This is a genomic window from Cysteiniphilum litorale (genome assembly GCF_003428165.1).
In the GTDB taxonomy this organism is placed as follows: Bacteria; Pseudomonadota; Gammaproteobacteria; order Francisellales; family Francisellaceae; genus Caedibacter; species Caedibacter litoralis.
In genome coordinates, this window is the sequence record NZ_QLIQ01000015.1 from 12237 (window position 1) to 36107 (window position 23871).

General features: G+C 37.9%; 15 protein-coding genes and 1 pseudogene. 4 read left to right on the forward strand and 12 right to left on the reverse strand.

The genetic code is table 11. The features are described from left to right. Window positions 1-17 precede the first annotated feature (17 nt). From proB to DNJ75_RS07480, 7 genes are all read right to left on the reverse strand, one after another. On the reverse strand, window positions 18-1103 hold the full coding sequence (gene proB, locus DNJ75_RS07450) for a glutamate 5-kinase (RefSeq protein WP_117002821.1): 1086 nt from the start codon (window positions 1101-1103) through the stop codon (window positions 18-20). A gap of 283 nt (window positions 1104-1386) precedes the next feature. Beyond that, window positions 1387-3420, reverse strand: coding sequence for a S9 family peptidase (locus DNJ75_RS07455; protein WP_117002822.1), 2034 nt, complete (start codon window positions 3418-3420; stop codon window positions 1387-1389). Window positions 3421-3539: 119 nt separating this feature from the next. Next, on the reverse strand, window positions 3540-4931 hold the full coding sequence (locus tag DNJ75_RS07460) for an RHS repeat-associated core domain-containing protein (RefSeq protein WP_117002823.1): 1392 nt from the start codon (window positions 4929-4931) through the stop codon (window positions 3540-3542). A gap of 132 nt (window positions 4932-5063) precedes the next feature. Continuing rightward, window positions 5064-6308 carry an RHS repeat-associated core domain-containing protein gene (locus tag DNJ75_RS07465; RefSeq protein WP_157968258.1) on the reverse strand — a complete coding sequence of 415 codons (1245 nt, stop codon included), beginning with the start codon at window positions 6306-6308 and terminating at the stop codon, window positions 5064-5066. A 73-nt stretch (window positions 6309-6381) separates the two neighbouring features. Further along, window positions 6382-7626, reverse strand: coding sequence for an RHS repeat-associated core domain-containing protein (locus DNJ75_RS07470; protein WP_117002825.1), 1245 nt, complete (start codon window positions 7624-7626; stop codon window positions 6382-6384). Between the two features lie 99 nt (window positions 7627-7725). Further along, window positions 7726-11613, reverse strand: a complete 3888-nt coding sequence (locus DNJ75_RS07475; RefSeq protein WP_117002826.1) for an RHS repeat domain-containing protein — start codon at window positions 11611-11613, stop codon at window positions 7726-7728. A 233-nt stretch (window positions 11614-11846) separates the two neighbouring features. Continuing rightward, window positions 11847-13244 (reverse strand): glycosyl hydrolase family 18 protein, encoded by a 1398-nt coding sequence (locus DNJ75_RS07480; RefSeq protein WP_157968259.1) that lies wholly within the window; start codon window positions 13242-13244, stop codon window positions 11847-11849. A 217-nt stretch (window positions 13245-13461) separates the two neighbouring features. On the opposite strand from DNJ75_RS07480, the gene DNJ75_RS07485 reads away from it, so the two are divergent. Together DNJ75_RS07485 and DNJ75_RS15345 are read left to right on the forward strand one after the other, a co-directional pair. Beyond that, a complete protein-coding gene (locus DNJ75_RS07485; protein WP_117002828.1) occupies window positions 13462-14160 on the forward strand; it encodes an alpha/beta hydrolase in 699 nt (232 codons plus the stop codon). Window positions 14161-14296: 136 nt separating this feature from the next. Continuing rightward, entirely contained in the window at window positions 14297-15559 is a 1263-nt protein-coding gene (locus DNJ75_RS15345) for a hypothetical protein (protein WP_157968260.1), read from the forward strand. Between the two features lie 184 nt (window positions 15560-15743). Here DNJ75_RS15345 and DNJ75_RS07495 read toward each other — a convergent pair. The 4 genes and pseudogenes from DNJ75_RS07495 to DNJ75_RS07510 form a co-directional block, all read right to left on the reverse strand. Further along, window positions 15744-16386: pseudogene (locus tag DNJ75_RS07495) on the reverse strand (IS1634 family transposase); the annotation flags it as partial. A 143-nt stretch (window positions 16387-16529) separates the two neighbouring features. Then, a complete protein-coding gene (locus DNJ75_RS07500; RefSeq protein WP_117002830.1) occupies window positions 16530-17864 on the reverse strand; it encodes an ABC transporter ATP-binding protein in 1335 nt (444 codons plus the stop codon). A gap of 80 nt (window positions 17865-17944) precedes the next feature. After that, window positions 17945-19663, reverse strand: a complete 1719-nt coding sequence (locus tag DNJ75_RS07505) for an ABC transporter permease (protein ID WP_373282847.1) — start codon at window positions 19661-19663, stop codon at window positions 17945-17947. A 360-nt stretch (window positions 19664-20023) separates the two neighbouring features. Continuing rightward, a complete protein-coding gene (locus DNJ75_RS07510; RefSeq protein ID WP_117002832.1) occupies window positions 20024-20917 on the reverse strand; it encodes a LysR family transcriptional regulator in 894 nt (297 codons plus the stop codon). A 266-nt stretch (window positions 20918-21183) separates the two neighbouring features. Here DNJ75_RS07510 and DNJ75_RS07515 point away from each other — a divergent pair, with 266 nt between their 5' ends. Both DNJ75_RS07515 and DNJ75_RS07520 read left to right on the forward strand, forming a co-directional pair. Continuing rightward, complete coding sequence (locus DNJ75_RS07515; protein WP_117002833.1) at window positions 21184-21828, forward strand: queuosine precursor transporter; 645 nt, start codon at window positions 21184-21186, stop codon at window positions 21826-21828. Between the two features lie 265 nt (window positions 21829-22093). Beyond that, window positions 22094-22516, forward strand: a complete 423-nt coding sequence (locus tag DNJ75_RS07520) for a hypothetical protein (RefSeq protein ID WP_117002834.1) — start codon at window positions 22094-22096, stop codon at window positions 22514-22516. 47 nt (window positions 22517-22563) lie between these two features. On the opposite strand, the gene DNJ75_RS07525 is transcribed toward DNJ75_RS07520, so the two are convergent. Beyond that, window positions 22564-23829: an MFS transporter gene (locus tag DNJ75_RS07525; protein ID WP_117002835.1), complete on the reverse strand. Its 1266-nt coding sequence runs from the start codon at window positions 23827-23829 to the stop codon at window positions 22564-22566. Window positions 23830-23871: the final 42 nt, after the last annotated feature.

The window sequence follows — 23871 nt, forward strand, 5'->3', positions numbered from 1 at the left end:
TAAAACTGAATTCACTCTCAAACCAATACCATATTATTGCGATGAACAATCACTTTTGTCTCTGGCGTATAACTTTTAGCTAATAGCACCTGTTTTAATACCTCGGCATGCAACATTGCCACACCAACTGCTACTGTGTTGCCTTGCTCATCCTTTATCGTAAGCACATCATCTGCTTTAAAATTACCGACACACTCAATCACACCAACAGTTAACAGACTTTTACCAAGACGTAGTGCGCGCAGTGCCCCCTCATTAATAGTAAGCGCACCACTATGTTTCACATGATGCGCCAGCCAGCGCTTTTTAGCACTTTGATCAATTTTTTGCGCCTTAAACAACGTAAATCGTCCCGCGTTTTGTAAGCTTGTTAATGGCTTAAGTGCCTTGCCATTACAAATCAGCATATTACAACCATTATTAACCGCAATCTCAGCAGCTAGAATTTTAGTGATCATACCACCTGAGCTAATCTTGGTATGACTTTCTCCTGCCATCGCTTTAATCTTATCAGTAATCACATCAACGCTTTTGATAAACTGTGCTGTCTTATCCATATTTGGGTTAGCGGTATACAGCCCATCGATATCGGAGAATAAAATCAGCAAATCAGCATTAATGGTTTGCGCAACACGTGCCGCTAAGCGATCATTATCCCCATAGCTAATCTCAGTCGTGGCTACGGTATCATTCTCATTGATAATCGGAATTACGCGAAATCTAAGCAGCGTTTCCAAGGTGTTTTGCGCATTGACATAGCGTTGACGCGTTTCAATATCATCGATATTCAATAGCACTTGCGCGCTATGAATGTCAAAGGCTGCAAATTGTGATTGATAGACTTGTGATAACTTAATTTGCCCAATTGCTGAAGCAGCTTGCTTTTCTGCCAAGGTACATTTACGCCCCATACAGTTAAGCACTTTGCGCCCCAATGCCACAGCGCCCGATGAGACAATAATGATTTCAATGCCTTGTTTGTATAACTGATCAATATCAGCGATTAAACTTTCAAGCCACTTTTTTTTGATTTCGTACTGATCATCAACCAACAGTGATGAACCAATTTTAATCACAATGCGTTTGTAATCACTTAAGTTCATAGATAATAAGCTCTTATACTCTCAAGTTGCTAAACTATGGTTGTTTGTGCAACATTTAGATTATTTGCTGGAGCTACGCACTTTTGCTATTTCAACACCCCACCTCGCAAGCTTGGCACCCCTCTTGCAAAGAGGGGAATTAAAATCACCCTTGCCCAATTCCCCTCTTTGCAAGAGGGGTGGCAGCCATGGGCTGACGGGGTGTTTATAAAATCATAGTTTTTTCTAAAGTGCGTAATGCCAGTTATTTATGTTAAAAGAATGCTTATTATTCTGCCACGAGTTAGAGATTTTGCCTAAACCAATTTGCCGTATCTTTCATCCCTGCTAATAGCTGATTAGGATCTGAGAACTCATGTCCTTGATCACGATAAATTTTTAGTGAGACCTTTTTATGTGCTTGTTTTAAAGCATAATATAATTCTAACGATTGACTAAGCGGCACCTCAGTATCTCTATCACCTCCTTGAATCAATATGCTACCGTGAGCTGAACCCACATGTAAAACCGGTGATATATTTACCCAAGGCTTAGCATCTTGCCAAAAAGGCACCCCCATAAGATACGTGAGTGTATGATAATCCGAAGTGCCTTCAAGACTCATCAAATCATTGACTCCAGCGCCATCGACTGCCGTTTTGAAAAGACTGTCACGCTCCATTGCTACTGCTGCAAGAAAGCCACCATAACTCCAACCCCAGATACCAATACGTTTAGGATCAACAATCCCCTCGGCAATTAAATGCCTAACACCAAGAGTAATATCCTCCAAGTCAATTTGTCCAATTTTCTGATAGTTAGATGCCATAAATGGCACACCATAGCCCGTACTACCATGCACATTCGGTCTAAAGATTATATAACCTTCTGCCGCCATACAGCCCACACAAAAAGGCGTATCTAGCGTATGAGGGGAGCCAATAAAGCTTCCCCACCAATGGTTAGCAGGTCCACCATGCACCGCAACAATAAGCGGGTATTTTTGCCCTTTCTTATAGTTTGGTGGATACGTTACAAAGCCTTCGATACTTTCTTTATTGCTACCAAGCCAATGAATGATTTCTGTTTGCCCTAGTGCATAGGGCAGTTTTCTTTGCGGATTAATCACTTCTGGTAAAAACTCATCTAAACGGCTAACAACTGCTTCAGGCGCTTTATTGCTAGTCATTTGCATATAGCCAATTGCTGTTGCTTGATTGTTAACAACAGGACTAACAACTGATACATCATGTGTTAATGGCACAATGTCCGATGTCTTGATATTAACTTTGACAAGACGCTTTGTTAAATGATCATCTTGCACCATCAACAGATTCTCATCTTTTTGATCCCATGAGAGTAACTGAGCGCCACCCTCAAACAAAGGCTTCAAACATCGCTGTTTATGGTCGTTTAAGTTCAAAATACACAGCTGATTGCTGTATCTTAGAAGGTAATCTGCATATTGATAGCCTTTTGGTAATCGATTGTAGAAATAGGCAAGACTTTGACCATCATATGACAAAATAGGTTGATCATAATAAGCTTCATTTTTTGTTACATTCATCACATGTCCTGCTAAATCAACGCGTTTAATCGTGCGCTTTCTTGAGCGCTCTGGCGCCAATGAATGCGCACTAACAAAGACAATACCACTACTATCCTTTAACCACGTCAAACGATCATTCATCACATAATCATCTGACTTGCTTAACGCTTTAATGCTTTGAACATGCGTTTGATCTTTTGACAGCATTAATACATAAAGTTTATTACCCGCATACATTGTCGCTGGATCAAGTACCGACAGATTATCACGTTTATCCTCATGAACACTCACAGCGATCATTTGCCCATTAGGTGAGATCTGATAGCTTGCTAATTCTTGCACAGGCATTTGTAGTGGGTATAACTTGTTAAGCTTGATATCGTAAACACACAGGCTTAATTGATCATGCTGTTCTTTAATAAGCAATAACTTACGTGCATCTGGGAACCAAGAGACACTCAATACATTAAAATTAAAAAGCTTTTGCGCGCCCGTCATAGCATTAGCATCAATATGTTTGACGTAAAAAAGCTGATAACGCCACTGCCACTTACCCGCTTTTTTGTCTTCTTCACCTTTCTTCTGTATGTAAACTGCCTCATGAGCATCATCTGAAGGTGACACAAACCCAAACCAAGGTTGTGATAATGATGTCTCGACCGTTAATGGCCGCATTGATTTTTCGGTTATTTTAGTTACTTTGTTTGAGTTAATATCACTTTCTTGCGCATACACTGCCAAAGTGCTTATGATGCTCAAGCAAGCACTCAGTACAATTCTCCTAAACATTAATCACTCCAATAAAGTTTACGCTGTAGATTACAATATCTTGCGCAAAACCGGAAGTTGGCAAATGAAATACGACACAAAGAAAGTGCTGACAATCACGAGACATATCTCCTTTTGTATTAGATTAAAAACGGAATACCTACCTGAAAAACTGCCCCGCCCACATTATAAGTAAACGCATAACTACGCACAGTTTGCGGGTTGGAGAATTTTAATTCTGCCGCGGCAAACATCCCACCTTCAACGGCGGTAACTCCAGAAGACATTAAGATATTTTTAATAGACATGTCATTTTCCCCTGACACTGCCGACATCACCCCTTCTCTTGCTGTCTCCATTGTTGCGCCTCGTGCCGCAAATATGCCAACAGAGCCAAGAAACTTTGTACCTGCTCTTAAATTACACTTTAAAAAAGGCTCCCACATATTCTTAACAAAAAAACCTCCCATCCACCCGCTTACTCCCCCTGATCCAAATCCACCAGCTACTCCTGAAAGCATTGATGAAGCACCAACAGTCTCAGCAGATAATGCCGTTGCCACTCCTTCAAGTCCATTATCTAATAAACCAAAAGATTTAGCCCAACTAGGGTTTATCATACCTAAGGTACCAAAAGCACCACCAATATCCTCAAGCCCCATTTCTAGATATGCAATTGGCGTCATTGTCTTTCTCTGAATAAGTGCCTGTATCCCATTGCCGACAAAAGTAACAGGGTAAGACTTTAGTCCATAACGCATTGACTGCGCTTTAAATAACTCATCTGAGCTATCACTGACACTATTATTCGCTAAAGCAATCGAATCATCTTCATTGGCAGTGACAAAACTATCTGCAGCAGACTCATTTGCAGTTACAAAACTATCTGTAGTTTCTACTGATGCAACTTCTGTAGTTTCTACTGATGCAACTTCTGTAGTTTCTACTGATGCAACTGTTGCCTCAGCTGCTGGGGCAAAAGCGCCTAACAGCCATGGAGTGGCAATACCCGCCAATATTAGTGATATACCCAATATGGTATTGATTGCTTCTTTACTCATATGTCCACTTGGATCAATATTCATAATTGGATTGCTATCAGCAAAATTATACTTATTCCAGACATTGGCATTATCTTGCGTGATAAATCGTTGTGTTCCTGCATCATAGTCACGTGCTCTTAAATACACCAAATCAGAGCTAGGGTCTTGATATTCTCCATTGTAGCTAAAATTCGTTGCTACAGCTGTGTTGAGCGTATCAGAATGCACGCCATAGGCTTGATAATCCGTCGTACCTTGTATAGCAATACTTGCATTGCCATTAATTGGTTTAATCAAAGTTAAGCTATTACTTTTGCCATTATTGGCATAATATAAGTTAACTGCATTATTATTGTTAATCCAAGCCTCTTTAGAAAATGAGCTTTCAACACTGACAATAATACCTAAAATAATAAGATAAGGTAACCAAACTGAGAAAACGCCGCTAATCATCGACTTCTTTCTTATAAGCTGAATTCTAAATTTCATAACCTACCTTCCTTATTCAATTTAAGACGTTTTTAATTTGCTTCACATATATCAAAACATACAACCTAATCAAGGCACGAGATTATCCGCTTCTATCTAAATTTCCACAGGCAAAATAGATGTTCATTTCAATCATAACTCAGATATATCTCCACTAAGCAAAGCACCAAATATTGGTGTCTTTAAATTAAGATAAGTAAATCTCATCGCTTTTGCTAACCTACTATTGGGATAATTACCTAAGTAAGTTTGTGAGAATCCAGAATATGCGCCCATAAGTGGTGCCGCAGCAAGATTAACTGCTGTATTTGTCCAGTTAATATCATGACTAATTGCACTATTAATCATATTGCCTGTCATGCCAACCGCACCATTAAGCGTTGTTCTTAATGCCCCATAGACAATTTTTTTAACCATGCCATTAGCCTCGCCCATTCTACCACTCACCCATCCGTAGATTCGACCACCTGCAAATCCTGTTGCACCATTGATTAATGTAAATCTTGCAAGGTCACTCAAGTTAAAATGATTCCCATCGTTGTCTTGATATGTTTTCAATCCTGAACCAACACCTAATAAAAGATTTGATCCCGCACTACTTCTAGTCACTTTAGCCGCATTTAACTCTTCACTATGGATATCTATATTATCAATGTTTATATCTGCTTCCTCATCGACAGATAATTGTCTAGTTTGTCTAGATAGCAAAGCTTTTCTCCCTAATGGAAATATACTATCCTGGGCTGAATAGACACCGATCATACCACCTATAGCCATAGCAAAATCGCCAGCTGCAGCATAGTACCTATGATGAATTATGTCACCAATACCAAACAAAATATTAGAAACACTTGCTCCTGTTTCAGCTAACATCATCAAAGAAGTTCCATTTGTAACAGGAACGCTAGCTAAGGATACAACAACTGTCATTAACAGCCCAATAGTGTTTAAACTGATATGCCCACTTGGATCAATGTTCATAATCGGATTGTTATCAGCAAAGTTATATTTATTCCAGACATTAGCATTATCTTGCGTGATAAATCGTTGCGTTCCCGCATCATAATCACGCGCTCTTAAATACAACAAATCAGAACTAGGATCTTGATATTCACTATTATAGCCAAAGTTTGTTGCTACATTAGTATTTAGCGTATTAGGGTGCATACCATAGGCTTGATAATCCGTCGTACCTTGTATAGCAATACTTGCATTGCCATTAATTGGTTTAATCAAAATTAAGCTATTACTTTTTCCATCATTCACATAGTAAAGACTGATGCTAAGTCTTGCTGTATGAGCGTAACTTATTTGTGTTGTTATTAATGCTATAAGATAGATACCGATAGTTACCAAAATAATTGGTAGTTTATTCATAAGTTTCATCCGTAACCGTTAGTTCTATTGACGCTTTCAATAATAACTTGTTTACCGTTATGCAAATTGATTCCTAAACCCAATCAGGCAAATCTTCCCCATGATTAGTCGCATCATAAACAGCATCAGCGCCTGCATAACTCGCCATAAGAAATGGTGTTTTCACGGTCATATACGCCATTCCTGCAGAAGCTGAACGAATAAAATTCGTTTGAGCAAAGCGTCCAAAAGGCATTCTATACAATCGCATAACACCGTTTGCTGCACGCAACAAATAATTTGTTGTCTGACTTGCATTTTCAACATAGTCTGCAAATTTCAACCCTTTTATCAATCCAAATGCAGCACCACCACCAAAATAGTCTAAAAAACCCCACACTCCTTCGTATTTTTTTAAGAATGGCGAAAAATGACTGCCATAGGTGCCAATCACGCCAACCGCACTTAATGCTTCACTAAATAAACCAAAACGCAACTCGGTTTTGCGTGATACACATGAAAAAAACTTTGCTTCATTTGGGTTAGTAGCTTCGGCACTCCCACCCTCCTGTGTACCAACAACAGAATGCTCTTGTGCATCGATATCAGCTTCTTGAGTATCAACTATCCCATTAGCATCCTCACCAGCAACACTATCATTTGCAGATTGCGTTAATGCTGCAGATGATCCTTCCGCTACATCAGTTGACTCTGCAGTAGCAGTAGCAGTAGCACCAGCTTCAAGCCCTTCTGTGGCAACTCCTGCTGCCTCGGAAGTCGCAACACTCTCAGCACCTAAGGCAGCAAGCTCAGCAATACCCAGATATCCTCCAGTAAATATAACGCCAGACATGATCAGTGTCATCAAGAGTCCACTTGATGAATGTTTCCATACATTGGTTATAGAAAAATGCCCACTTGGATCAATATTCATAATCGGATTGCTATCAGCAAAGTTATACTTATTCCAAACATTAGCATTATCTTGTGCGATAAATCGTTGTGTTCCTGCATCATAGTCACGTGCTCTTAAATACACCAAATCAGAGCTAGGGTCTTGATATTCTCCATTGTAGCTAAAATTCGTTGCTACATTGGTGTTAAGCGTATCAGAATGCGCGCCATAGGCTTGATAATCTGTCGTGCTTTGAATGGCAACTGCTGCATTGCTATTGATTGGCTTATCCAAGGTTAAACTATTACTTTTGCCATTATTCACATAATAAATATCATTTGCGCCTGTTGTTAACGATTCTTGTGCAAAACTAATCTGAGCAGTTAGCAGTGCTAACATACAACCAGTTATTACCACAATTTGTTGATATCGTTTATTATTCATTTAGCTCACCCCTCATGACTTACCATCATTTGCTTTTTTTATTTTCTATCCTTGGTTTATACCCATGGCACAATAATTTATGGTGAATACACATCAAACTTAGCTTACGCTATAAGCATGAATACGATTCTTACCATCAAGGAAAAAGCTCACATTATCAGGGTGTGTTAAGTCATTAACTGCACTTATGGTATCTCCCGTATAGTAATAACGATAATGATCTTGAGAAATGCCGTTGGTATCTAATCCTGTGCGATCTGATCTTAAGCCGTTGGCATAATAACTATATTCAAGATGCATCGCTTGATTTTGCACACCAATCAGCTGACTTATGCCATTAAATTGATAGCTTGTGCCCTTGCCATCATCAACCTCATCACCATTGGCATTATATTTAGGCGTGTATGTACTACCATCCTCGGTATAAGAGATCAATTGATCGAGATTATTATATTGATACGTCGTTATTTTGCCATCTTTGGTTTTGCGAAGAATGTTACCATTACCATCATAAGCGAAGCTTGTACTTGTTATTGGTTGCTTTTGCAAACTATCCGACTCTTCTTTAATTAATTGATTAAAATCATCATAAGTATAGTGTTTAATATAGTTAACATTGGGATCATTTGGCGCCTTATCCGAAGTCGCGATAACGTCAGTTAACATACCCTTTGCGTCAAAGGTATTAACGATATCAAGAAGTGTCGTGCCTAAGCTATCAATTTGTTTTAACTCATGCTCTTGACCAAATGCATCTGCTGTAAATTGCTGTGTATAAATCCCCTGATAGTCCTTAGCAATAAGTGCGCCATATTGATTATTCTCGTTTGGCTTATCTTGTGTGCTATACAAATAAGTCACTTTGTCTTGATTGTTACTCACCGTATTGAGTTTGCCATCTTTAAGATAGGTCATTGTTGTTTGTTGAGCATTGACATCCGTGCTTGATAGCAGTTGTCCATATTTATTATATGTTGCCGTTGCCACTTTGCCATCTGGATAGCTAATCGCCGTTTGTAATCCTGAAAGTGTATAGCTTATCTTAATACCTTGACCATCGAGACTTTCAAAGACCTTATTGCCATCGGCATCATAACTATAATTGTAACTATGTTTGCCACTGTTATCGGTATATGTTTTAGTGATCAGATTGTCATTTTTATCATAAGCAAAGTGCACCACCGTGCCATCAAGGCGTGTCTCAGTGATTTTATTACCATCCTGATCATAGCTATAAGTAATCGATTGACCTGCTTGATTGGTTTCAGCTATCAGTTCTCCTGCCGCATCATAGTTAAAATGGTCGCGATGCGTAATATAATGGTGACTACCAGTAATATCACTAAAATCCAATGTTTTTGTTTTATCAAGCACATCATCTAATAGATCATACTCTGCTGTTATCGTTTCTTTGGACTGCCCACTTTGTAAGATCTGGCTTTGGGTTTTGCCATCAGGTGTATAACTGCTAGTTAACGTATTAAGAACGGTCACCGCTCCGCTATCATCTATTTTATTATGTGTTGTTTCCAGCACTTGATTATTGCCATCTAAAGTTGATATTTCTTCCAGATGATAATGTGGTTGCAGTGGATTATGACTATTTGGGTAGCTTATTGTCTTTAATGGTTTTTTATCTGGGTTATAGATAACCGTCTTAGTTTTGATACCATTGACAAAACTTGTTTGACTTAAGTGCGCAAGATCATATTGCATTGTCGTTACATTACCATCGCTATCGGTTTGAGCCGTTGGTAAGGAGAGTGCGTTATAGCTATAACTTGTTACATTACCCAAGGCATCCTTTTTCTGAACTAGCTCACCGTAGGAATTATAGCGATCAGCTTCTTGCAGTACCATGTCATTAATATTATTGGGATCGGTGTTGCTATATGTTGCTATTTTGTGATTTGAGGCATCATATTGTGTTGTGGTTTTAGCGCCCAATGGCGAAATTTCAGTTACGGCATTTTGTTTATCTTTTTGGTAATCCTCATATTGATACGTAATGCTTTGCCCTGCTGGCAGCGTCTTTTTCAAAACTCGTCCATCTAAATCATAACTAGATGTTATGGTATTACCCAGTGCTGAGCACTTACTCAATAGATCACCTGTTATGCTATCAATTACTTGCGTAGTGACACTACCTAAGGCATCGGTATGTGTCAGTGTTTCCAAGCGTTTACTAAGATCATAACTAAAGCTATCTTTGACTGTACTAGATTGCACCCCAGTGTGACCTGCTTGGCTCCACTTCACCGTACTTTGTATGACAAGACCATGACTGTCATAGCTATAATCGGTACTTTTCCAGGCGTTAGTAGCATTAATATCCCCATCATACAGTGTACTTTGAAGAACATTTTTATGATCGTTTGATAATGTGTTTTCCACAGATTTTGTATCGAATGTATTGGTTAACGGATTCCATGCCATATTAATGTTGGTCAAAGGTTGATTAAAGCTTTGATCATAGCTATTGATTGACTTAGTTGATTCAACCAGTTTTTGTGTCAAGGGATTATATTTATACGTATCGGTTGTTAATGTATTACCATAAGCATCGTACGTGTAGTCGCTCTTGCCTAGCGTTATATATCCTTGAGTAGCAGCATCATAAATGGCACTAGTTTCTTCTATCGGCTTATTATAATTAACCGTTCGCAAATGCTTGTTATTAATCAATTGATATTTATTTTTTGTTCTATACGTCGGGGTATTCTCCCCTGCTAAATACACATCTTGCTCAACCGGCTCACTCATCGCGTTATAAATCGTCTGTGTTTTACGAATATCCATACTATTACTCGCTGTTTTACTGTGTTCGTTAACCTTGACCGTGACCGTATAGCGATAATCTGGATTATTACTTTCCATTAAACTGTCTTTATCATCCGATAGTGGATAATTATTTGGATATCCTGTGAAATTGTTCTGACTAAACTCATAGTCTGCCTCTGCCAAGACCTGATCAGCATTAGCATGATCAATATGATTAATTGTTGCCACCGCATTTAAAGCACCTATCTTATTATCAGGTGTTTTAAAGTGTAGATCTTGATAACTGATGTCCGTTTCCAATCCATTAGGATAAAGAATCTGATTAACGACTGGGACGCCATTACGTGTCTGATAATTTAACTGAGTTATAAAGCCTAACGAATCGGTATATGATAATATGCCATTTTGATTGTAGGCTAAGCTCTGCGTATGCGATCTATTTTGACTATCGATATAACTAATACTTAGTTCATTAGCACTATAGCCAAAGTTAAATACTTGCCCCAAGCTATCGGTAATTGATTTTAGATAGTTATGCTGAACACCCATCTCTGGATCGTTATAATCATATCGAATATGATTACCAAAACGATCCCCCTTGGCAATCAGCTTGCCCGTTGCATCAAAGTAATCCGCTGAACCATCTGGCATACTCAAACAATAACGATAAGCTCTTGAATCAGCGAAACTTGTAGGTAATGGCGTATCGGTCAACATATCTTTAAACAACACACCATGTTGATTTAAATATTTAAGCCCTGATTGATAACCTGTGCTATCACTCCAATTAAAATCAATCACATAAGTTTTACCATTAAATGTCATGGATTTTCCTGGCACCACATAATCAATGTTAAATTGCCAACCATTAGGAAGTCCTAACATTCCAGAACTGCCTGCACTGAAGCTCACACTGACATCTAAAGGAATAAAGCCCTTAACCGATAATAACGGCAATGAAATACTTAGAGCCCCAGTTGCTGGATTGACACTCTCACTTAAGCTTTTAATCGTTTTATTGTCTGCCTGCGAACCTTTATAGTTTGATTTCTCATCATCTTGAGATGATGTATTCCTTGGGCTTTTAAGTGATGCTTTATTATGATGAACAGCAACTGGTGCTGATACGCTTTCAACACTCGTCCCATAGCTAACAGCTGACAAAAAAAGGCAGCCCATCAGACTTAACTTAAATTTATGAATCATCTAAAACCTCAATATCAATTATTTGGATTAAATGTAATGTGTTTTTTTAAGCGCATGCCTATTCTCCTGTTTATATTCGCTTAATACATAATGATTAATATCCAGTTATCAAATGACGCAAAACCCCTAGCGCATATCCTTTAATTCATACCAAAGTGGATTAAAAAATAGACATAACTATAAATCAACCAATATTTACTCAAAAGCAGCCAAATGGCAGGCAATGATCAAAATTAAATAACATTACCAATAGTCGTTGCCCACTGCCATGGATTTGATTTAGCTGCTGTATTGCTTTGATCTTGATTAATGCTCCAAGTCGCAGCGCCACCAAATTGTGGATTATCAATCAAGCTTTGATATTGCTCGGCTAATGCTTTAAAAACGGTCGTACAATCAGGCGTTTTTGAGCTCGCACATGCATACCACACACTATTAGGATTGCTTGGATTAACATTAGGTCCTGATAAAACATCTGGCAAAAGTTTGGTTTTTGATGGTATCTTCACGGCAGAATCACTGCCTTCAAGCTGTTTAATGCTCTCAGAAATAATATTAGGATTAGCTTCTTCAGGCAGGCTCAAAGCTTCTTGTATTACCACATAATCAAAATCACCATTTTCTATTGCCACATCATAATCTTGATTTAACCCCTGAGTTACCAAAATATACTTCCCATCTGTGTTTTTGAATAATTGAGGTGCTGCCGTAACAATAACATTAGGTTTATCTGCCCGTATTTGTTTGATGAGATGATCTAATGCTACTCCATCCCAATGTTTTAGCGAAAGTGCTGCCTCAAGGTCAAAGTCAATACCATCTAAATGCGCTTGATTTAAATAATCAACAATCGTTTGTGCCAAAAGTTTAATATGATTAGCAGAAGCTGATCCGACATTAAAATTATCTAGCCCTTGCCAGGTAACTGAAAGCATTGCGTATTTAAACTGGGGGTATTTTTCTTTAGCAGCATCCACTTTATGGGCAATATCCACAGCTTGCTGTCCATATTGATCTGTAAGCACACAGCTACTATCTGTATCGCACTGTATTTTAACAAATGCATTGATTGCCACGTTATAACCATGCTCTGCAGCGAGCTCATAATAATTAACACTTGGAATAAGCGGCATGAAGTATCCCAACATAATATGGCGATCCGTATCATTTGTGTTTTTATATAACAAAGAAACATCTGCTTCAGGTGCGGTGGCAGTAAGCTCAATATTTTTAGTATACGCTCCTGTTAAACGACGTATTCCACCGTGGTCTTTGACTGACTGCGGACTAATCTCAAGCTGATAACTACCTCCTTTTGCCCCAATTTCAAGATTTGTAATCGTTGTAATTTGTCCAATCGCTAACATTCCTTGGCTTTTTAATGCGCCTTCTTTATCTCGTAATTTATAGCTTAGCCTTTGATTGTCACCAAAGCCATTGGTTACTTGAGGCATGATTTTAATCATGCCATTGTTAGCTACTCTCTGATTGAAATTATTTACATCTACAGATTTAGCACTTGCCGTTGTCACTATTTCTTTTTGAGTAACTAACTGACAATATGCATTTAGATACGCTGTACTACCTATCAGCAATGCTAAAACTGATGCTGATAATAATTTTTTCCTCATCTTAATATATTCCTTATTTTTCATTGTTATATCCACATAATCAACAGATGTTAATACAAAAAAGCATTAGTCACGCTGAAATTTAAATGTATAAATTTTCAATTAATTTGTAAATTAATTAATATTTAAGGCTTTTTAACTATAAATTAATTTACAAAGCATCTATCTCTGAGGATACTGCCAAAGGTCATCAACAGCTTATGTTTAAATTTATTTCATGCGTAAAAAAAGTATTATTATTGAGCCAATAACTCAAGCTAGATCATGCGTTATATGGTTGCATGGTCTTGGTGCAAGACGTGATTTTTCAAAGTTAGTCCCTGAGTTTGACTTACCTATTAATCATAGTATTCGCTTTATTTTCCCATTTGCAGAAATAAACTCGCTAACGATTAATAAATCTGAGTCCATACACTCTTGGTATGATATTAAATCTGTTTGCAACACTACCATGGTCAGAGAAATTGATATTACATCAGCCTTGTATTCATGTGCTTACATTCATAGCATTATTGATCAACAAATAAAACTTGGCATTTTACCTCATAACATCATACTCATAGGCTTCTCTCAAGGCGCACTTATTGCAGGACTGTCGTCATTAACCACAAAACATGCACTTGCTGCAAGTATGATAATATCGGGTTATTTACCTGAGTGGTCACTCTTTGCGAGAAATATTCAAATACCTCACAAGCATACTAACTACATCTGTATGCATGGCATGCAAGATACAATTATTCCGATAAAGCTTGGCACCATAGCTAAAGATATGCTGATCCAGCATGGTTATAATGTCACATGGCACACCTATGAAACTGGTCATGAGTTATGCTTTGACGCAATTCAAAAGATTCGTTCTATTTTGGCAGAAAAATTAATAGATATAAGCACACTACAGATCAATAGCCACTGAATGCCCCTTTATTTTTAAGCGTTTTCATAAAACCAACTATCCATGATCAGATGTTATTACAAACTAAAAAATAATAAATGTCCGCAAATGAAAGGTTAAATTTAGCACAACCAACCCCAACCATAGGAGTATAATAATGAAAAAAATGAAGAATACGTTAATCATCGCAATGATTGTCTCGAGCCTATCTAGTTCTGTAGCTATTGCTGCAGACCCATGGGATGATTGTCAACACTGGACTGGATTCACTAAATACTGTGAAGATGGTGATTATGTCGCTGGAAGCTTTACGTGTGATCTTCATGGGGCAGGTACTAGCACAGCGTGGCATGACAATATCCCTGTTGTCTGTAGGATGGATGTGACCGATTATAACTGTAATAATGGCAAAGGGATGTGGATTGATCAAGGAGACAATAAATATGTCTGCGATTATCCTAAATATAAGTTTTATATTTACAATGATACTGCGTATACAGTTTCTATGTATGGTTTTTCTGGTGATTATAGCGGACCTTACAAGCCTGGATATGACTTTGTTCATGTAAATACTGCAAGCGGGGAAAAATTCCAGACAGATCCAGGCATGCCAGGGGATTCTCAGACTGCGAAAGAGAAAGATGGAGTAGTAGGTAAATTCAGATTATATAGTAGTATTTATTCCATTGACCCCGATTATCCTATCAGTGGTTCTGATATGATTGCAGATAATCCTGATAATCCTCAGCACGTTACATTACGCTCTACAGCGAATGATTATCATGACAAACAATTTAAAAATTTGGCATGCATTATCAAAACAAACAAAAGCAGCTGGAGCGATCAAAAAAATCAAATAGGCTCATTATATTTATATCCAAATATACTAGAAGCAAAAGTAAATTTTTGTGTAAGCTTGGCAACTCGCGCATCTGAAGCTGTACAATATCAATTTAAATTAAATGATTTTAATAGTATTGAGACTGCAGATACTAAGCTATATCCTAGCATTGATGATCAAACCGAAATTACGCCTATCTCTCCCAGCACGAGCCTTGGGATAGTAAACTTCTCTAAAGATCAAAGTGGCACACACTGTATCAGCACCCCACTATACTTTAAAACACAACATAATGATTGCCAAAATCTGATTACTAACTCTCAGTCTTCTGCAATTAATAGTGCATCTATGAATATCAGCGTTACTGATCCATCAGGTCATACTCACTATATGACACTAAGACCTGCAGCTAAAATTCAAACAAATGATAGTGATGTAGTGGGACTTTACACCTTAACACTGACAAGTGATGAGAACAATATTAGCTTAACGCCGTCAGATGCTGGGGATAAAAATAGCTCACGCTGTGATAACGGAGTATGTAAGACCGAAGTAGTGACTTATAATCCACAAAGTTAGGCTAAGACTAAATGTTCACCCACAAGTGCTCACCGTACCCTGAACGTAATCCAACTTGGTAAGCAAAATTTCTGAAACGTAGACAGCATAATGCTTTGCGCCATATGCGAAGGTGAGTTAAGGCACTACAGATTTTTTGTGTTTTTTTGATTTTTTGATTTTTTGTGAAGACGTGATCGACGCGTTATAGCGTTGTGATGATCTGCTTTAGCGGAATAGCTGGCGCATTACAGGCTTTATAAATCTTAGACTGCTCGTGATTGGGTTTAGCTGACTTACGAATATGTAAGGTTTTCCCCTCTTTGGTTTGCATCGTGGTCGTGACACGATAATGCGTGCTTAATTTTAACAAAATAGTCTTCCAGCTATCATGTATGTCAACTTTCTTAAGCTGAAAACGGATGCAATGCAAAATATGATAGGCAAGTATACTAATAAAAATATGACCACTTATGCGCTCTGTGGTTTGATGATAAACAGGGCGCATCCCTAAGTCACTTTTTAATACTCTAAAAGCAGCTTCAATATCATTGAGCATGCAATAGGTTTGCCATATTTGTTGATTATTTAAATGGGCTTGATTGGTGCGAATGCAGTAAATTCCCTTGTTTTTATTCGCCCGAGTTTCCTTGTCATGCCAAGTCAAGGATAAAGCATTTTCTTTGTTGGCATCTGCTTTTAGCTCTAACTCAAAATGACTCGCTACTTTGCTGTATTTTTCTTTTAATCTCCCTAGTTTTTCGCAGACTTTATCATATTTCTTGGTGCAACCTTTTTTTGCTTAACCCTACTTTTACCTTCTCTAATTCCTCAATAAAGCGTTGCTTTAAATTTCTTGGGGTATTATATCCATTTGGTTTTTGAGTTTTTAGGCAAAAATATGTACACCCATGCGGTTACTGACTTCAAAAAATTCATGCTTTAAAGTGCGTCTTTATGCATTGACAGCGCTTAAGGTAGTGCCATTAGTTTATGTATTCGTTTCATCCAGATTTAATACACCAAGTGCCGCATCATACTCAATAATCTCAGCATAACGCGCCCAACCAATAAAGGTATTAAATACGCGTGCTGCTTCATCATCACTCAAATGATCTTCAAGCTCTGATAAGAAACGTGATTCAGGTGCTTTTTTATTTGGGCGCTCTTTTAGCACTTTGACCACATGGCGCGCTAATGGAATATGCTGCACTAATAATTTAGAGAATATCACTTTACGCTCTTCAATGTCGGCATTCATAAACTGCTTACCTAAAGCCGTCATCGTGATATCCCCGTCGGAAACACTCGCCAAATGCAGTACAGACAACGTTTCAATAATCGGGAATAAATCATCGATATCCAAACGCACGTGATCTGCCAAGTCTGGTAAGTCAATCGATCCTTTGGCTTGAAGATCATCCATCTCGGTTAACAGACCTGTTAACTCAGAGACTTCAGCATCTGGTAAGCGATAACCGATATTCAGTGCTTTGCGTTTATTCATGCGCTCTGTTAACTCACGCGTTTCTGACGTTGTCATCATGCGATAGACTTCGTCAATGAGATCCTCAACCGCTTCGTCATTTGAGTTCCTAGGATGTGTTAAATCAACCTTCAACTCACCACGAATAAAGCCAGGGTTACTACCAAAAATAATGATTCTATCCGCTGTTAATACGGCTTCTTCAATGTTATGTGTAACATATAAAATGCCCTTCATCGCATCATTTTTTTCCCACAGCTCAAGCAAATCCTCACGTAAGTTTTCAGCCGTTAGCACATCAAGCGCTGAAAATGGTTCATCCATCAACAACAGATCCGGCTGTAAAACTAAAGCTCGCGCAAAACCAACACGTTGACGCATTCCACCTGAAAGCTCTTTAGGATAGGCATTCTCAAATCCATCCAAACCAATCATATCAATCGCTTTGAGCGCTTTTTCCTTACGCTCTTTGGCGTTGATATTACGCGCTTCAAGCCCTAGTTCCACATTTTGTAACACAGTAAGCCACGGCATGAGTGCAAAGCTTTGAAAGACCATCGAAATATCCGGCACAGGACCTGAGACTTTTTTCTCGCGATATATCACTTCACCTGTTGTCGGTGCGGTCAATCCGGCAATAATTCTAAGTAGAGTTGATTTACCCGAACCTGATTTACCTAAGAGTGCGACAATCTCACCCTCTTTCATCGAAAAATCAACATGATCCAACACCACCAAATCTTGACGATCCGCCTTTCTAAATGCTTTAGAGACTTTATCTACATTCAATATAATTTTATTTGTGGTTGGTTTTACCTTACTGATTGCTTCAGTTGTCATCACAATGATCCACCATTTTTTATTTTTTTAATTATAAATTTTTACGTTTTCAAATTCTGAAACTTGCTAATATTTAACAGTTACATATTCATGCTGAAACGTTTCTCAGCATAGTTATACAATCTGCGCCAAAACAGCTTATTCGTTAGTACGACTAAAATACACATCACAACGACACCCAATGCAATATTGGCAGTGTGATCTCCTGGCGCGTTATACTGCTCAGAAATATAAGCACCAATACCTGAAGCCATAATCACCGAGTCTTTGCCCCAGTTGATATACTCACAGACAATACTGGCATTCCAAGCACCACCTGCGGCAGTAATCGCACCTGTAACATAAAACGGCATCACAGCAGGAAATAAAAACTTAAACCACTTAACCATGCCTTTTAATTGCATGTTTTTAGCTGCCATCTTTAGCTCATAAGGTATGGCAGAGGCACCGGCAATCACATTAAATAAGATATACCACTGCGTACCTAGTGCCATAAGCAAGATACACCAGATATTAAAATTTAAATTAAACGCGATAACAACGGTACCAAATAATCCATAAAGCACATTCACAGGAAAAGCGGCAAAAATCTGTGCGTAAGGCTGCACTTTCTCAGCAACCTTTGGTCTTAAACCAATCCAAATCCCAATGGGCACCCAGATAATTGAAGCTAAGATAATAAGCACAAAAACCCTCACTGCGGTTAATGCGCCATAGCCAAAGACTTTAACAGTCTCGGCAAAGGTGATGGGATCCTCTTTATTACCATAGATAAATTGCCAAGATAAATATAAAAACAAGGCAACACTTAACGCAACGCACAGCTGCCAAATAGCGGCTTGTAGTCGAGAGTTTTCACGCTCATTTTTTTGATGCTCGATTTGATTATAGTTTTTACTTAGGTCTTTTTTAAGGTATGAAATATTCACCAATCGATTGGCTTGCACTGCCATAAAATGACTAAAGCTTTGCAAAATCGTTGAGCGTTGTAATAACGTTAAAAACCATGAGTTTGAACCGGTTTCTTGCTGCATATCACTAACGACAAACTTCTCAGACCATTTAACAATTGGACGAAAGATAAGTTGATCATAAAGCACGATCACAATCAGCATAACAACAATGGCAGCAATAACTGCTGTGAAATTTCTTTCATTATTTGCCTGATCGATAAAAGTACCTATCCCCGGTAAATTAATAGCCGCTGACGTTGTCGCTGAGAAATTAACGACAATGCTTTCAGATGCGACAATCATAAACCAGCTGGCTGACATCGACATCATCGTATTCCAGATAAGCCCAGGCATTGAAAAAGGTACTTCAAGCTTCCAAAAACGCTGCCAACCTGATAATTGATACATATCAGCCGCTTCACGCAATTCCTTGGGTATTGTCTTAAGCGACTGGTAAAAACTTAACATCATATTCCAAGCTTGCGCAGTAAAAAGTCCAAAGATTACTGCCAGCTGTGCGCCCCATAACGAATACGGAAAAATAGCTAAAAAACCCGTGATAGTTATAGCTAAAAAGCCCAAAATCGGAATCGATTGAAATATATCGATAATCGGGATAATCACGCTCTCAGCACGTTTGCTCTTAGCTGCCCATGCACCGATAACAAAGCTAAAGATAAATGAGCAAAAAAGGGCTATAAACATCCGCACCGTGGTATCAGCTGCATATCTTGGTAGATTCCACAAATCCATCGAAATATGCTCATATTGCGTCACGCTAGTAAGATTACGATAATCAACACTACCACCTAACGAGCTACACACCCAAGCGACAACAAACACCATTGAAAGTACAAAAAATAAAGAGAAAAGATCCCACTTACTTGGCAGAAGCCGTGTGGCAGGAATGTTGTAGAATGATTTTTTCATTGTTATAGGTCTTAGCCTTCCATCATGGGATGAGATTCTACCTGAAGCGCTTAGCAAAGGAAACAGTAGGATATTTGGTTTTTCGATACTCGCTTCAAGAACTTACCAAACAACACACTTGTTCTCTTTTTAGGCGAGCTTGATCCTAATAATTTTTTAACCAGCATAAAAACAGACTTAATCATGGCTGGGCAATTTAAATATAATAACTTTGTATTTTCTTAAGCTAGATATTTTCCGCACTGAGATCTGAAAATGTTTGAGCACTTAAATTCGCTAATTCGCTGATTCACGTTTTGATTGTTCCCACCACAACATAAACCAATTAACAAAAGCGTTATTGTGTGCCTTGTTTAAATAATTAATAAATATAACTTTCTTTGGTAGTTTAAAGTCTGTAAGCAGCGCCTTAATAGGATACAACTGACGAAACTTATCATAGGTTTTCTGTGTTGTTGTCATTAAAACATCAGGCATTTGTGAAATATAATGTAGTAGTGACAAGGTATGGTTACAAGTAATCACTTTTTTCCTTTTGACCGATTGCGCAACAATATCAGTAAAAAATGGCGGCTCGCTCTCGGTAAGACTCACATGGCGAGCACATAAATACTGATCTAAACTCAACGAATCGATTGGCATGTCTATGTTAGCAATAACTATACGTTGATCATGATCAAGTTGCTGATTATTATAACCTACAATATTTTCATCAGAGCCAACATATATGTCATATTGCTCTTTATTATCGCTAATGGTTTTGAAAAATTTCTCTTTAGAGGAAATAACACTCACTTTTACTTCAATATTAATTTGCTTAAAGTACTCTAGTAAACTCGTTAAATAAAGTGTTGCAAAATAATCGGTTACAAGCAATCGATAGTGATTTGTTGTAGTGTTTTTTATACTCGCATTTTCAGGCGCAATATGTTCAAACAAATTATTGATAGCAAGGTAAACTCTCATTCCATGTTGGCTTGGTACGTATCTGCCATATTCATCAACTAATAATATTCCATCACCAAAATAGCTTCTTAATTGCTTTAAGGCAGCACTGATCGTTGGTTGGGTTTTCCCTAGCTGATTTGCAGCTTCAGTAACAGAGCCTGTTTCAATAATTTTTCTAAAAACAACAAGGTTATTGATACTGATATTGCCAAAATCAATCATAATAGATCATTCACCATGTCATTTTTTGGGCTTATTATTATTCCAATGAGATTGAAAGTAAACCACTTTATATCAAAATCTATATCATCTATAGATTGAATAAAATAATAAACGAATTATTATTCATTCAAAAATAATAAAATTGAGTTGTGGCATAAATGTCAATCTTATAGGCTTATGATATCAGAAAGATAAATTTTAGTACGTCGGGTAAAGACCTTAAATTAATCAGAAAACAAATAACTTTAACCATTAAGGAAATCAACATGGATAATAAAAAATTGCTGTTTGACACAAAAATACTTATCGTTATCGCATCACTGTCTGCAATGATTGTAATTGCTAGCGATCTACTAACCTATAAACTCTTTGAGATCAATGGTTTTACTGGTTCAGATTCACTGTTCACCTTCCCAATTGTCTACTTGCTCAGTGACATTGTGACGGAATTATACGGCAAAAAAACAGCTCGATTCTTACTGTATACAACACTTTTCTCAGAATTTTTGTTAGATGTTGGTTTGGGATGGATTATTCACTTACCCTCACCGATCTCGTTCTTACAACAACCAGCTTATAATCAAGTAATAGGAACATTGCCAACGGTTTATTGGGGTGCGTTGTTAGCATTATTTATAAGCGCATTGATCAACATCTTCCTTATGGCAAAGTGGCAACGAGTATTTAATGGTAAATGGTATGTATTAAGAAGCTTTCTTTCAACAATTATTGGTCTTACTATTTTTACCATTATTGGCTACTTCATATGGTTTTGGGGAATAAAATCCGTTGGTGAAATTATTGAACTTATAATGGTGTCATTAACTTCAAAAGTTATTGTTGTACTCATATTGATGTGCCCATCTTATTTATTTGTGAGATGGCTAAAAACAAAATCAGCCTCTCTCTAATCTTTAACCATAATTTGAACTTAACAAAATTTCTGCCATCTTCTTGCACGAGGGAGTGCAGCGTATGATCGTCATCGCCAGTTGACGGTCATACAAGGCGCATAGACTCTAATCAATACCAGACATTCATTGCTCATTTTTGGCATTGCAACATATACTGTGCTCTCATTTAGAAATAAACTAAGTGACCAGAATAAGGAAATTTATCTACTGTGTTACTTAGATAATCAACAGCCATCAACAGTACGTTTTATAAGGAGATCTTATGGATAAGTTAATTTATCTACCTAAGCAGCATAAATTAAAAGCGGAGACTTTATCACAGCTTAGAGCATATGCTTCACATCATGGTTTAAAATTGGAAATACATATTCCCATTATTATTCCCCACACACTTCTGTTAACAACAGGTGACGATATCTCACTTTTTGGTGAGTTTCATACCCACAAATGGCAAAAAGCGCTTACTAAGTTTGACATTAAGGATATTCAAGTGGATTTCCATTTGGTTTATGTCTATCAGGAATTTCTATACTTATTGATTGCCAAGCAGCAGATTAAGTTTGTATTTAGTGATCATAAGTTACTCATCACACACTGGATTGGAAAAAATAAGCACAAGCACTTAAGCCGTAAGGATATTATTCAAGATCACAAAGGGCATGCTTGCACAACGGTTATGGGATAAAATCGCCTTTAAATGCCGTAACAGAAACCATCAATTACTCAATCGTTTTATCTATGGTCGTTACTTTCCTTTTCTTCGATTAGCTGCTGCTCGACCACAGCTTCTGTCGCAATAGATGCTTCGGCAACCACTGTTTGGAAAGCCACTTTTTCATCATCCTTAGGCGCCTCACGCGCACGCAAACGCCATAAAGTATAAACACCTAATAAGAAGCAGATAAAGCCGACAAAAGTAAAGAAGCCATAGGGTCCAAAAATGGACATAAACCACGTTGTTAGCAATGGTCCGACCATAGAGCCAATACCATAGGATAGCGCCAAGATACCAACGATACCCACCAGTTGATCGGCATCTAGATAATCACTAGAGTGACTAATCGATAATGGATAAAAGGTAAAGGTAAGCCCCCCTAGTAAAAAGGAGAAAATAGCTAACTGCCAAAAACTTCCATGCAAGACACAAATAAGGATTGAAACCACCACAGAGCCTATGAGCATGACTAATAATACCAATCGCCGATCAATAACATCCGATATTTTGCCAATGGGTAGTTGCAGTAGCATGCCACCAATAATAATGGCAAACATCATATAAGAAATCGTATGCACAGGCACATCAGTTTGTTTCAGAAACAATGGATAAATTGTGTAAATACTCCCTAAAATCATGCCTGCGGTCATCGCTGTCCAGATGCCAAGTGGCGCTTTTCTAAACAATACAAAAGGTGATAAGAGCTCAACATGCTCTTGTTTTGGCGTTTCAAAGCGTGTCAAACAAACAGGAATAATCGATAAAGTTGCCAGAATTGAAATAACACAAAATGCTAATAGCACCGTCTCAAAAGGGATATTCAATAAAAACTGCCCTGATGCCTGCACAAAGTAGTAAACAAACAGATAAATTGATAGCACCAATCCCTTATGTTTGCTGCCAGCTCCTTCCAAGCACCATGCTTCAACAACGATAAATAATCCCGCTAGCGCATAGCCACAGATAAAACGCGCTGCCGCCCAGACATTCACATCATAAAAGATGCCTTGAGACATTGCACCTGCTGCCATTAATGTCGCAAATAGTGCATAGGCGCGAATGTAACCAATGCGCAAAATAAGTCGTTGGGTAAAATATGAGCCTAACACCATCCCAGTGAAATAAGCTGCTGAAATCAAACCGACAACAAAATTACTCTGCCCCATTCGCTCAAGTTCAAGTGTGGTATAGGTCGTATAGAAAGTATTGCCGATCGTTAGGATACACATACTCAAAATCGGTGCAAACAACATCGCAAATCTAGCTGGCTTATACTCAGACATTTTTTATTTTTCCAACTTTATATTTTCCTTGGTTCCTTGAGT